We start from the raw sequence: 13281 nt of genomic DNA on the forward strand, positions 1-13281 counted from the left end.
CTCCTTACGTTCGTATATGTCACTACGGGATAACGCTTTTTCATTTGTTATCAGCTCAATTGTTGATCTATGTTTTCTGTCTAAAAACAAAGGCGTTAATTAAACACCTCTTGTCGATGTGTAGCTCAATTAGGGTTATTTGAAAATGATCTCTACAGCAAATCCATTTTCAGCCTTTTGCCAATCACGGGCATCGATAACAAGGGCGTGATCAGTTTGCTTCCAAGATAGTTTTTGAGTACTTCCGAGCAATCTAACCGCGTCTATATGTCCGCTGCCTTTGCCCAAAGAAAGTATTTCTATATTGTCCTGTGGCGGCATTAACGATATTGCATATACTTTGTTTTGTTTTGCCGTAAACCAAAAATCTCTATGGGTGAATTGACGGTTAAAGCCTGATTTTGCGCGATGACCGGTTCCCGATAATAAGGTTTCGTTTGCGCCTTCATAACTGATGTCCCAGCGTGTTGTGCCAAATATGGCATCGCTATTGGTTCCTATCCATTGACCCATCTCCGTTAGGCGTTGGGCACTTTGGTGGGGAATTTTGCCCTTTCCATCTGGCCCAATATTCAGCAAATAATTACCACCTTTGGATAGAATATCGATAAAATAATAAAGCAGTTCTTTGGTGCTTTTCCAATCGTCGTCATAAGCTTTAAAGCCCCAAGAGTTGTTGGTGGTGCCAACCGTTTCCCACTGCTTTTCCATCTTTTCGGATGCGGAGGGAATGACATTATCGCCAGCATCAAGGTAGTCACCAAATTGATAACCAACACGACGACTCACTAACACATTGGGATTGATATCGTAGACTAATTTGTAAAACTCAAAAGCTTGCTTTTCGGTAATGAAACCATCGCCATCAAACCAAATTAACCGTAGTTTAGGCAATAAGGTGAGTAATTCTTTAATTTGCGGGTAAGCTTTGTTGCTTAAGTACTCTGCATGGGTATTCGAACTAGGATCCCATAGGTTCTTTCCTTGTGCATGGGTATAAATTCCTAATTTGTCGTTTTGTTTTTTAACGTTTGCGTAGTTGCCATCTGTCCCGTCAAACCAATCGTTGCCATGGGAATAGTAGATACCAAACTCGATGCCCTCTGATAGACAAGCATCATACAACTCTTTGATTAGATCGCCTTGATAGGGCGTTGCATCAACAATATCGTAATCGGACACTGCTGAGTCGTAAAGGGCAAAGCCATCGTGATGCTTAGAGGTAATAACGAGGTATTTCATACCAGCTTTCTTGGCCAGTTGCGCAAAATTTTGCGCAAAGGATTTGTCAGGGTTAAAAGTACTCGCCAGTTGTTGATATTCTGCGCGAGGTATTCTGAAGGTCGACATTAGCCACTCTGCAACACGAGGACCTGGATAGGGGGAGTCTTCTATCTTCGTGCCTTTCCAAATGCCACCGGCTTGTGAATACAACCCCCAATGAATAAACATGCCAAAGCGTGCATCTTTAAACCAACCCAATGCCTGTTGTTTTTCCGGTGACTGGTGCATATTCAGCCATTGATTGTAGTACTTTCCGGTACCTATTGGGTTAGAGCGGTGGGGAACAATTCTAATTTGTTTGACGTTAATTGAAGTAGATAATGATAGCGGGTAGTGGGTTTGAGCCTGCAAGGTTATTGGATCGCTAAACTCATAAACATAGCCAGATTCTATGGTGTATTTTAGCTGCAACTTTTCGTGCAGTTTTTGGCCGTTAACCTCTATATTGCTGACAGCCGCTTCTACAATATCATTGCTTACTAATTGCAGTACAAATTTGCCTTTGTGCTTAGCAAGGAAGGATAAATCATCAAGATTTTTAGTTGAATTAATGTCGAGCACAACCCAATTTTGTTGCGGATAATTACGCTCTTTTTTACCCGAAACACTGCAACCAACGAACCCTAAAATTAGGCTACTGAGCAAAATACAACGAAATATCCTATTGATAATTAACATTTCAATTTCTTATTAGCCGACTAAATAAAGGTGAAGGTGTATATGCATTCTTAGTAAAGTTCTTTTACCAATGTTTGAGCTCGGTCTCGATAGTATTCAAGCTCCTTTGCATATTTAGGATCATTAGCAAGGTTAGTTAGTTCGTTAGGATCCGAAACGATATCAAACAACTCTTCATAAATGGGTTCTTCATTGGTAGTAAAAGACCGCGCCGGTAAATATTTCATTCTGTCTTGTTTTTTACTAAACGAGCGAATGTATTTAAATTTCTTATCACGCACACCCTCTTGTCGTGGGTAGCCTTGGTCGGTAAACAAGTTTTCAAGAAAAATATCTTGTCTCCATGGCGATTCTGTTTTTGTTCCTTCTATCAATGGAACTAGACTTTCACCTTGATAAGAAGAAGGGACATTTGCACCAGCCATATCTAAAAGCGTTGCCACGATATCTTGCCCAACCACTAATTCATCGATGTGCTTACCTTGAGTATTAGCGTCAAAAAACGGAGAGTAGATAATAAGAGGAACGTGCACAGACTCGTCATACAAAATGGTTTTTCCACCTAGTCCGTGTTCACCTAATAACAAGCCATTATCTGAAGCAAAAACGATGATGGTATTTTGATCTTCACCCATTCTCTTTAACTGTTGACGCAGTTCACCGACAAATAGGTCCATGGCATATACCGCACGCGCCATTTTTAATTTGTCGTTTAACAATTTTTTCTTATTACTAGTGACATAATATTTCATTAAGTCACGGGTACCATAAACCTCTTTCGGCAAACTAATAGGAACAGGATAGCCAGCTGGTAGCTCTATTTCATCGATTTTATCTTGAAATAGGGTTTTATAAATTAATGGATCACTTTCTAGGCTGCCCATGGTGCCGATGCTGGATGCATGGGGTAGATTAAAGTTAATCCATGCTGCAAAAGGCTTTTTAGGATCCCTAGGTTGAATGCTATTTTTAATTGAAGGATGGGCATTTTCATAAAAGTAGTCAAAGTCTTTGTTTTGAGATAAATAAGCTTTAGTGGCCTCCATTAAGCCTTCAACTTGTGTTTTGTTTTTTAAGTTTGAGAAGGCTTTAAACTTAGGTTTGAAGTGAAAGCCCAAATGGCCATTCCCAAAGTATGCAAAATCGATATTTTCACGTAAAGGCGTGTCGTTTTTATCTGCTATTTTCGTATGATGCTTGCCAATAAAAGCAGTGGAGTAACCTTGCTTTTTAAGCTGCATTAACCAACTGTTATCAAAAACCTCTTTTGTAATAACGTTATGAGACCGAGTGTGGAAACCAATTTTGTTTTTTCGCTCCCATTGACCAGTGAACATGTTTGCTCTGCTTGGTCCACAAATAGGGCTGGTAATGAAGGCGTTATCGAAGAAAACCCCTTCTTTAGCCAATTGGTCAATATGTTCGGTTGGCGATAGAGGATCGCCAGTCATGGTCAGTGAATTAAAGCGTTGGTCATCGGTAAAAATGAAAATAATATTTGGTTGTTTGTTTACAGTATCCACCGTTTGCAATCCATCTGGCTGCGAGGATAGGGCAAACGCCGATGTATTAACTGTAAGTAGTGACACAAAAGATAAACACTTTAAGAGCTGGACAGTGTTTAGACGCATTGTAATTACCTCTTGCATATTAGTGATGTTCAGGCTGGTTTGGGTTGCCACTCTTATTATAATTGAAAGCTAAAAGTATCTGCTATGCCCAATGGAAAGGATTGACTCTTTCAGATAAATTCTATTTAGATTCTAAAAAGTTGCTATATTTTAAATATAAAACAATAAATTGTATTTAAAATATATTGTAATGTTACTTTTTTGTCAATTATTTGTTTTATTTCTCCATTTTTTAGTCATTAGTTTGTGTATGGATTTTATATACTTAATTAGATTTCAAATATGAAATTAAATTGAGTATGTGAAATATATCGTGTATGTTAATTTTTTGTATAACAAATTAGCCAATAAGTAGGTTTATCAGAGCGGCTACTGTTAATAGTCGTTTAATAAATGTCATCTACCTAGCGTATTTGTATACCACTACATCAGGTATTCATAGCAAACGAGTTATGCGCATTGGTTTCTAAATATAGGTCACAAATGAACACTAAAATATCAACTTTAATCGGCCTTGTGTTGACAGCAACATTGTTAACTAGCCTGGCTCCTGAAGGAATTGCTGCTAATTTATCGGACAAGAGTCCACCGTCGCAGGTTAATAGCGCTTACCCCGAATTTAATTGGGACACAGTTCCTGTTTATGCTCATTTTGGACGCACTAATGGCGCACTCAGTCATCAAGAAAACCAGTTTATTGCTAGTCATTACGACTTTGTCACACTAGAAAAAGGCCATGCAATAAAGAAATATGGTAGTTCCGAAAAAGGCATTATTGCCGGAGCGAAAGCACTAAAACAGCTCAACCCAAATATGAAAGTACTTTTTTATTGGAATGGTTTACTTGATTATTCTTTATACGATGCCCATGAGAATTTTTCAAAGATTAAAGACGGTGCTATTAAAAACAAAGACGGTGAACTAGATCTTAAACGCGATTATTTGAAAAAGTACGATTTATCTAACCCACAGGTACGTAATTGGTGGGTAAATGTTGCCAACGATGCCATTGAAGAGGGTAACTTAGATGGCGTATTTATTGACGCTTTACCACAAATTTCAATTCGCCCCGAGGCAACCGCGAAACGCCTTGGGGAGGAACGTTTTAAGGCAATCGAAGCAGGTGTCATCACCTTGTTAGATCAAACCACTGCTAAACTTGGAGCGGATAAGCTTCTTATTTATAACGGCATCCGTTCGATTCCCCAAGGCTGGGAAGATGGTGGTTTACGTTACCTTCCCCATACCAACGGAGTCATTACCGAACACTTTAATCAGTTCCAAAGTCGTTCAAAGGAAATGATCCAATTGGATATGGAGCGCATGATGGAAGCCGCAAATGCAGGCAAAATTGTTATTTTTAAAGCTTGGCCTGGATTTAACTTTACTGAGCGTCAGATGATGAAAAAGTCAGAAGAAGAGTTATATGAATTAGCTAAAAAAGCCATTGATTTCCCTCTGGCGTGCTTTTTAGTGGTTGCTCAGCGCTACTCATACTTTAATTACACTTGGGGTTACCGAGCCCACCATGGTGCACTTAAGTGGTACCCAGAATTTGATCGTAAGCTAGGTGCGCCATTAAACTATGGGAAAAAAACCGGCTGGACTTATTCTAGAGAGTTCGAACATGCTTCGGTAACTGTGAATATAGAAACGAAAGAAAGCACGATTAAATGGCATTAATTTGATATCTGTAGAGTTATGAATAAATTTACATTTTTACCCATTATAATTTTATCTATCGGCCTGCTAAACGGGTGTGCGTTGCCCGTTTCGGAGCAGGTTACAACTAAGCCAGTCAAATCTAAACCGCTCAAATCTAAACCGCTCAAAATAAGGCAGCAAATAGAGGCGCACTTTTCTCAGTTAGCAGCTGACAATGAGGTGAAAGTGCTATCTTCAGAACGTCGAGAAGATGGGATGACTGAACTATATATAGCAGGAGAGCCAATTACCACTGCAAGTGGCGTTACTCAGCCGACTCAGATTTTTGCTCTTTATAATCTACCCAAAGTTCCGTTATTAACCGCAACGGGTAAAATTCCTGCCATGGTTTTAGTTCATGGCGGCGGAGGCACGGCATTTAAAGAATGGGTTGAAAAGTGGAATGAAGCAGGGTTTGCGGCAATTTCCATTGCCGTGGAAGGACAAACTGACATTCCAGTAGATGACCTTCAAAGCGCAAAAGTAAAAGACACCTTGAGGTGGCAGAAACATCAAAGTTCGGGTCCCTCCAGACAAGGAATTTATGCTGATTTTGATAAACCGTTAGATGAACAGTGGATGTTTCATGCGGTCTCAGCAGTGATCCGTGCCAAGCACTTTTTAGCATCCCAGGTTGATATTGATAAACAACATATTGGTTTAACTGGCATTTCTTGGGGGGGAGTCATTACCTCAACGGTTTTGGGGTTTGACAATAGCTTCGACTTTTCAATTCCTATTTACGGTTGTGGATTTTTAGACAGCATGCAGAATCAATATCAAAGCGCACTAATTGCTAATGCGGCATATAAGGATATATGGGAGCCAGGGCATCGAATTGCTAATTATTTACAACCTTCTCTTTGGTTAACGTGGCGCGACGATAAACATTTCGCTTTAGACGCTCAGGCTCGTTCTTATGCACAATTAACCGGTGATTATTCTGTAAGTATTAAGCCGGGAATTAGACATGGACATCGGCCAGGTTGGAATCAAGCTGAATCATACTTTTTTGCCAAACATGTAGTGCGTCAAGGCCATGTTTGGGCTAAATCCCTTGCAGTCAAAAAGCTCGAGTCGGGCCAAGTACAAGCAGAATTTCTCGTTAATTTAGCCGAAAACGATTACCAAATTACAAAAGCAACAATTCACTATACAAAAGACAAAGGTCATACAGGAAGTGCCAAATGGTTGCAGACTGATGCTTCGGTTGTGACATCAAAAACACAGCCAGGGCGTATTATTGTAACCTCTGGAGTAGTAATGCCTAATGATGTGCAGCATTGGTTCGTTAATTTGGCCGTACGAATACATGAAGAAGACCAAATATTTACAGTGAGCAGCACTTTATATTCAGACTAATTAAAAATAGTTTTTAGAGCTTGAAGGTGATGGACTTAATCACTTTGTTATTTTGTTATTTCGGACGTTGGTGTTAGGTAATAATAGTAAGCTTTATGATTAGTTTAACTAATCAGCTATTTTATTAGTAAAATGCGTATTATAAAGGTTTGTATAAAAACAAACTTGTTCTATTAAAAAGTGTAAAGCATTATGCTGCACTGAAAATATTTCGAAAGATTAAACAGGGATCAAAAATGCCAAAACCCACGGATAAAGCAGAACAATCTAAACGCAAAACTTACAGTGCGCCAGCACTTGAAAAAGGCTTAGATATTCTGGAACTGTTGGCCAACCAGGCCGAAGGTATGAATATTGGTGAAATCACCAAAACACTTAACAGATCAGTGGGTGAGTTATTTAGGATGTTGGTTGTGTTGGAACAACGTGGCTATGTGTCGCTGCAGCCTGGTAGTGATAGATACATGCTAACATTGAAAATGTTTGGTTTAGCACATCGTTTTCCCCCTGTTAAACGCTTAACCAGTGTCGCTGCACCGGTATTGCAACGCCTATCTTACGCAATAGAACAATCATGTCATTTGGTTATATATTATGAAGGTAAAGGTCATGTAGTGGTTCAGCAAGATTCACCTTCTGAAAGAGTCTTCAGCGTGCGCTTAGGTGCCGAAGCCCCCTTGATGAATACTTGTTCTGGTCATCTGTTGTTGGCCTTTGCAGACCAACATACCCGGGAACAAATGCTTAGCCGAATCCCGGCTCATCACTCTACAGATCGTGATTTTAATCTGGATAAAATGGTGAGAAAAGTACTGAGTCAGGGGTATGAGTGTATTTATAGCGCCCAGGCTCAGGGCATTCAAGATATTGGTTATCCGGTTTTTGACTATCAAGACCAAGCTGTAGCCGCTTTAATCGTTCCTTTCTTTGAGTACCTCGATGGTTCACACCAAACTAATGTCGACGAGGCCCACAAATTAATCAAACAAGCCGCTCTTGAGATTTCCGCCGCTTTAGGATTTGACGCTTCATAATCAGTATTTGAGTAACTAATTTCTTTTATGGCAAGAATTTCTTAAAACAGAAAGGCTTATTTTTGGTTTGCATATAAAATAATATTTTAAATGTGAAATAATTCTTGCCCTTGTTATCACTTTGTGAGAATCTTTAGACGATTTTGTAAAAGCGCGTATTCGCTTTTTATTTACATAAAATACGTCTTGGGTAAAACGCAAAGGTTCTATTTTGCTTCACCTTAGTCTATGAATTTTAGAGGCAACTCAATCACTGTCTTTCATTTAAATTAATTGAGGTGGAGAAAAAATGACATTGCGAGCCGAAGCAGTTAATTCACAAATAGAGTTAGAAGAGACCACCAAATCTCAGCCGCGCATAGTCGGTGAGGGCATGTTAGTGCCTTTTATACTTGTTGCCATGCTTTTTCCGTTGTGGGGGTTTGCTAATGACGTGACCAACCCACTTGTTAAAGCCTTTAAAGATATTTTCTTAATTACCAATGCTCAAAGCAGTATGGTGCAGTTTGCCTTTTATCTTGGCTACGGCATCATGGCCGTTCCAGCGGCGATATTTATTCGTAAATACTCCTACAAATCCGGGATATTATTAGGACTTGCGCTCTACGCTATTGGCGCTTTGTTGTTTATTCCTGCTAGTGTGCAACAAGAATTTAACTTCTTTCTCGCTGCACTATGTATCTTAACCTGCGGATTAGCATTGCTTGAAACCACTGCTAACCCTTATATTTTATCCATGGGCGATCCGGCCACAGCCACTCGTCGCCTTAATTTAGCTCAAGCATTTAATCCAATTGGTTCGCTAACCGGTATGTTTGTCGCATCCACTGTTATCTTAAATAAATTGCAGGTAGAAGAATTCCGCGCCGCAGAACGTGCTGAGCATCCAGAATATGCTGAAATGTTACCTAGTGTGGTTGATGGCAAATTAACCACCGCATTAACTGAATTTGCACAAAATCAGCCGGTTGCCCATCAAGCAATGCAATCTGCCGATTTAATAACCGTTAGAGGCCCTTATATTGCCATCGCTGTGGTGGTTGGCATTTTGTTTTTAGTGTTTCTATTTAATAAGTTACCTCGCACTATTTCTCATGATAAGCCACTAACCATCAAAGAGTTAGGGGCCACTTTTGGGCGCTTGTTCACCAATGGACGATACATTGAAGGGGTGATAGCACAGGCTTTTTATGTGGGCGCACAAATTATGTGTTGGACCTTCATTATTCACTACGGTATGACGGCGGTTGGTCTGACTGCGGCAGAGGCTCAAGGTTACAATATTGTGGCAATGTCGTTGTTTTTAATTAGTCGCTTTGTATGTACATTTTTATTGGGTTTTATTCGCCCTGGACCTTTATTAATGTTGCTGGCCTTAGGCGGAATCACACTGTCTTTAGGCACTATATTTTTAGGCGGAATGTTAGGGTTATGGTGCTTGATTGGTATTTCAGTTTGTATGTCACTGATGTTTCCTACAATTTACGGTATTGCCCTAAAAGATTTAGGTGATGACGCAAGTTTAGGCTCTGCTGGTTTGGTTATGGCTATTGTTGGCGGTGCGTTAATGCCACCTTTACAAGCTGCGATGATCGATGCTGCACCTATTATCGGTGACATCCCATCAGTAAAAACCTCCTTTTTATTACCCCTAATATGTTTTGTGGTTATTAGCCTATATGGTTATCGCGCACATAACGTTTATAAAGCCTAAGAGGGAAAAAAGGGTGTTTAACAATTTGTTTTTAGGAGCACCAATTTATGGATAATCAACGTTATTGTCTTTGTCTTGAATTACAGGATGATGATGAATTGATTCGCTTATATGAAGAGTACCATCAACCCGGTGCTGTATGGCCTGAGGTGCTTGAGAGTATACGTGCATCCGGTATTGAAAACATGCAAATTTTTCGACTTGATACGCATTTAGTGATGGTGTTGGACGTTAAGCCGGGCTTTAGCTTCGAGGCTAAAGCTAAGTTAGACAGTGAAAATCCCAAAGTGCAGGAATGGGAAAGGTTGATGGAACGTTTTCAGAAAGTGGACAGCCAACAGCAAAACGCTAAATGGCAACCTATGCAAAACATATTTGATCTGCAAAAAAATGATTGATTAATGGTGACCATACTCAGCTAAGGTAGCCTTTACCTACCTTAGCTTTACTTCTGCAGTTTTACCTTTCTACTGCATTTTTACTTTACAACTGCATTTTGTACACACTCTTCGCAAAATATCATTAAGCTAGGCTTGTTAACCTGTTATTTTTTACGATGTAATTCTCGATTAGTCGCTTTGTCTGTTTCACTCTTTTTCAGCAGCACATACACGGATGCTGAACCGCCATGGTATTTTTGCGCGGTATGGAATGCTAAAACCTGCGGCATTTGTTGCAACCACTTATACACGTAACTTTTCAAAAACGCTGGAAACGGTTGGCTGTTCAAACCTATTCCGTGTTTAATCAATAATGTTCGAATTCCTTTTTGCTGAGATTGAATGATGGTCTCAAACAATGTTTGTCGCGCTTGTTCAAATTTGTACTGCTGTAAATTTAGCACCGAATCGATTTTATATTTTCCCAAACGTAAATTTTTGAATACACCTTCCTGTACACCGGGCTTTTTGTAAATAAGGTGATCATAGGGATCCAGAGGCTCTACGTGCTCGGTGCTTAAATAATTCTGGGCTAAATTTAAATCTCGTTGCAATGCCTCGCGTTTCAAGCTTTGAGCGAGGGTTGGCTTTGCTTTTAAGGATACGACTTTATCTTGCTTAGGAAGTGGTTTGACATCTTGCATAGCATCCATAAACGTCGAAATTTCTTCGTTATATTGTCTAGACATCTCAACCCCTTTTGAAAAATATGCTTTTAGTTAACCTACAGATAATTTGCGGCCTTTGATTTCGGTTCTAACTAGTTTTATGTCACAATTAGCGAAAAAGTTCACTAGGAAAATATATGAAAAGTATTCGCTATCTTGCGTTTTTATGGGTAACCACGTTGTTAGCCTGCTCTAACCCGGAACAACCTTCTGAAACCAAAGTACAACAAACACCAAAACAAACGCAAATAGACAATGCTAAAGATTATCATTCTTTTGCTAATCCCGATGTTGTGAAAGTTTCACATATCGATTTAGACCTAACTGCTGACTTTGACAAACATCAGCTTATTGGCACGGCAACCCTAACGTATCAAAAAGTCGATGAGCAAGGTAAAACCCTCATTTTGGACACCCGCGGTTTAAGCATTTTAGAGGTGATGGCAGGCAATACGCCGGTTGATTTTGAACTGCAAGAAGAAGATGCAAACCTAGGGTCCGCTTTGCATATTAGCTTGCCAGCACAAGGCAATCAGGTAACTGTTCGTTATCACACTGCAGAAGATGCCTCTGGCGCGCAGTGGTTGACACCTGAGCAAACAGCCGGTAAACAATATCCGTTTTTGTTCACCCAAGCACAAGCTGTACATGCTCGCAGCTTTATTCCATTGCAAGACTCTCCCCAGGTGAGAGTGACTTATACCGCAACCATTCGTACCCCTAAAGAGCTACTTGCGGTGATGAGTGCTGCCAATGATCCAGACACTGAGCGTGATGGTGTGTATGAATTTAATATGCCTCAACCCATTCCTTCTTATTTGATAGCGTTGGCCATTGGTGATTTGCACTTTAAGGCTATGGGGGAACGTACTGGAGTTTACGCTGAGCCATCTATTCTTGATGCTGCCGCCAAAGAGTTTGAAGATACTGAAAGTATGTTAGAAGCAACAGAAAAGACTTACGGCCCATACAGTTGGGATCGTTATGACTTATTGATTTTACCACCCTCATTTCCATTTGGTGGAATGGAAAATCCGCGCATTTCATTCATAACTCCAACGGTTATTGCTGGAGACAAGAGTTTAGTTTCACTAATTGCCCATGAATTGGCTCACAGTTGGTCTGGTAACACAGTGACAAACGCTACTTGGCGTGACCTGTGGTTAAATGAAGGTTTCACTACCTATTTAACCTATCGCATTATGGAAATGATCTACGGTACTGACCGCTACAATATGGAAGCAGTATTGGGATACCAAGATTTACAAGCTGATATTGCCTCGTTACCCGATAACGATGAAATTTTGGCGATAGACTTGCGTGGACGTAATCCTGACGATGTGTTCTCAAATATCCCTTATGAAAAGGGCGCATTATTTCTTCGTGAAATAGAGCAAAAAATAGGTCGTGATAACTTCGATCAGTTTCTGCTTGAATACTTCAACCATTTTGCATTTAAAAGTATCACAACTGACCAATTTATTAGCTACCTTGATAAAACGTTATTGACGACCTATGCAGATGTTCTAGACAAAGAAAGGGTTCATCAATGGATTTTCGAACCTGGAATTCCTGATGGCGCGCCTGTTCCTGAGTCAGATGCATTTAGTAAGGTTGATAACGCTCGCAATGCTTGGTTAGCAGGAAGTTTAACGGCAGAGCAGGTGGATACCCAAGGTTGGACTGTCCATCAGTGGTTGTATTTCTTAAACAATATGCCAGATGAGCTAAGTGAAAAACAATTAGATGAGCTGGACACTGCGTTTCAACTCACAGCCAGTAAGAACAATGAAATTGCTCACAGTTGGCTATTAATTGCGGTAAAAAATGAATATAAACCTGCTTACGACAGACTCTATAGTTACTTGGTTGGAATAGGTCGTAACAAGTTAGTGAAACCGCTTTACAGAGAGTTGGCGAAAACACCAGAAGGTAAAGTTTTTGCAAAACGTGCTTTTGAAGAGGCGAAACCTGGTTACCATCCTCTTACCGTACATGTGAACGAAAAGTTTGTGGAATAGCAGAGTTTACGATTAAATTTTCAATTAGAAAGGGAGCTTAACCAGCTCCCTTTTTTGATCCCTTTAAATGCACTTACGAAAAGCTGCTTATCCATTTTTCAATGGACAAGGCTTCGATTACAAATTCAACTGAAAGAGCCGCTAAAATCATACCCATTATACGGGTGAGAATAGAAGCGCCGCCTGACCCAATAATACGCAGTATACGTCCTGATAATAACAATAATCCAAGGGTGATAAGCAAAATACTTAACATCACTAATGTGGTGGTAATTTGTTGGTTGATTGGGTGAGTATAATTGTCGGTTAACAAAATAACGGCCAAAATCGCCCCCGGAGATGCAGTAGCAGGAATGGCGAGGGGGAAGACTGCCATATTGTGTTCTCTATCCATCTCTTTGCGCGGCGAGTTGTCATCAAAAATCATTTTAATTCCAAATAGGAATAAAATGATGCCGCCAGCTACTTTGAACGACAACAAACTAATGCCCATGGCCGTCAGAATTATTTGGCCGACAACAATTGCTCCAACAAGAACCAAACTAGAATAAATAATAGTTTTAAAAGCTGTTTTGCGACGCTCTGATGGAGAAAGGCTAGCGGTTAATCCAGCAAAAAGCGCCATTGTGCCTATGGGATCTATGGTTGCCCAAAGTATTAAAAAGTCATTTATTATTTGTTCCATCATGTTTTGTTTTTTTCTCGTTGAATTTATCAATTGATAAAGGGTTAGGTACTGCAGTTT

General features: G+C 40.0%; 10 protein-coding genes. 6 read left to right on the forward strand and 4 right to left on the reverse strand.

Annotated elements, in window-relative coordinates:
- Window positions 1–135: 135 nt before the first annotated feature.
- Window positions 136–1962: an alpha-L-fucosidase gene (locus tag ABJV04_RS08055; protein ID WP_348490948.1), complete on the reverse strand. Its 1827-nt coding sequence runs from the start codon at window positions 1960–1962 to the stop codon at window positions 136–138.
- 50 nt (window positions 1963–2012) lie between these two features.
- The gene (locus ABJV04_RS08060; RefSeq protein ID WP_348490950.1) at window positions 2013–3551 is read right to left on the reverse strand and encodes a sulfatase-like hydrolase/transferase; all 1539 of its coding nucleotides are present in this window, start codon (window positions 3549–3551) and stop codon (window positions 2013–2015) included.
- A gap of 525 nt (window positions 3552–4076) precedes the next feature.
- Here ABJV04_RS08060 and ABJV04_RS08065 point away from each other — a divergent pair.
- The 5 genes from ABJV04_RS08065 (at window position 4077) to ABJV04_RS08085 (ending at window position 9805) form a co-directional block, all read left to right on the forward strand.
- Window positions 4077–5276, forward strand: coding sequence for a putative glycoside hydrolase (locus ABJV04_RS08065; protein ID WP_348490951.1), 1200 nt, complete (start codon window positions 4077–4079; stop codon window positions 5274–5276).
- A gap of 18 nt (window positions 5277–5294) precedes the next feature.
- Window positions 5295–6659 carry an acetylxylan esterase gene (locus ABJV04_RS08070; RefSeq protein WP_348490953.1) on the forward strand — a complete coding sequence of 455 codons (1365 nt, stop codon included), beginning with the start codon at window positions 5295–5297 and terminating at the stop codon, window positions 6657–6659.
- Window positions 6660–6895: 236 nt separating this feature from the next.
- Window positions 6896–7693, forward strand: a complete 798-nt coding sequence (locus ABJV04_RS08075) for an IclR family transcriptional regulator (RefSeq protein ID WP_348490954.1) — start codon at window positions 6896–6898, stop codon at window positions 7691–7693.
- Window positions 7694–7982: 289 nt separating this feature from the next.
- Complete coding sequence (fucP, locus tag ABJV04_RS08080; RefSeq protein WP_348490956.1) at window positions 7983–9407, forward strand: L-fucose:H+ symporter permease; 1425 nt, start codon at window positions 7983–7985, stop codon at window positions 9405–9407.
- A gap of 47 nt (window positions 9408–9454) precedes the next feature.
- Complete coding sequence (locus ABJV04_RS08085) at window positions 9455–9805, forward strand: L-rhamnose mutarotase (RefSeq protein ID WP_348490958.1); 351 nt, start codon at window positions 9455–9457, stop codon at window positions 9803–9805.
- A gap of 146 nt (window positions 9806–9951) precedes the next feature.
- On the opposite strand, the gene smrA is transcribed toward ABJV04_RS08085, so the two are convergent.
- Window positions 9952–10536, reverse strand: coding sequence for a DNA endonuclease SmrA (gene smrA, locus ABJV04_RS08090; RefSeq protein ID WP_348490960.1), 585 nt, complete (start codon window positions 10534–10536; stop codon window positions 9952–9954).
- 116 nt (window positions 10537–10652) lie between these two features.
- Here smrA and ABJV04_RS08095 point away from each other — a divergent pair, with 116 nt between their 5' ends.
- Entirely contained in the window at window positions 10653–12536 is a 1884-nt protein-coding gene (locus tag ABJV04_RS08095; RefSeq protein ID WP_348490961.1) for a M1 family metallopeptidase, read from the forward strand.
- Window positions 12537–12609: 73 nt separating this feature from the next.
- Here ABJV04_RS08095 and ABJV04_RS08100 read toward each other — a convergent pair whose 3' ends face one another.
- Window positions 12610–13224 (reverse strand): MarC family protein, encoded by a 615-nt coding sequence (locus ABJV04_RS08100; protein ID WP_348490963.1) that lies wholly within the window; start codon window positions 13222–13224, stop codon window positions 12610–12612.
- Between the last annotated feature and the right edge of the window lie 57 nt (window positions 13225–13281).

The organism is Aliiglaciecola sp. (assembly GCF_039982535.1).
Classification (GTDB): domain Bacteria; phylum Pseudomonadota; class Gammaproteobacteria; order Enterobacterales; family Alteromonadaceae; genus Aliiglaciecola.

Excerpts from the sequence above, each read along its gene's own strand:
- ABJV04_RS08055 (WP_348490948.1), bottom strand. The coding sequence starts at position 1,962 with ATGTTAATTATCAATAGGATATTTCGTTGTATTTTGCTCAGTAGCCTA.
- ABJV04_RS08065 (WP_348490951.1), top strand. The coding sequence starts at position 4,077 with ATGAACACTAAAATATCAACTTTAATCGGCCTTGTGTTGACAGCAACA.
- ABJV04_RS08070 (WP_348490953.1), top strand. The coding sequence starts at position 5,295 with ATGAATAAATTTACATTTTTACCCATTATAATTTTATCTATCGGCCTG.
- ABJV04_RS08075 (WP_348490954.1), top strand. The coding sequence starts at position 6,896 with ATGCCAAAACCCACGGATAAAGCAGAACAATCTAAACGCAAAACTTAC.
- fucP (WP_348490956.1), top strand. The coding sequence starts at position 7,983 with ATGACATTGCGAGCCGAAGCAGTTAATTCACAAATAGAGTTAGAAGAG.
- ABJV04_RS08085 (WP_348490958.1), top strand. The coding sequence starts at position 9,455 with ATGGATAATCAACGTTATTGTCTTTGTCTTGAATTACAGGATGATGAT.
- smrA (WP_348490960.1), bottom strand. The coding sequence starts at position 10,536 with ATGTCTAGACAATATAACGAAGAAATTTCGACGTTTATGGATGCTATG.
- ABJV04_RS08095 (WP_348490961.1), top strand. The coding sequence starts at position 10,653 with ATGAAAAGTATTCGCTATCTTGCGTTTTTATGGGTAACCACGTTGTTA.
- ABJV04_RS08100 (WP_348490963.1), bottom strand. The coding sequence starts at position 13,224 with ATGATGGAACAAATAATAAATGACTTTTTAATACTTTGGGCAACCATA.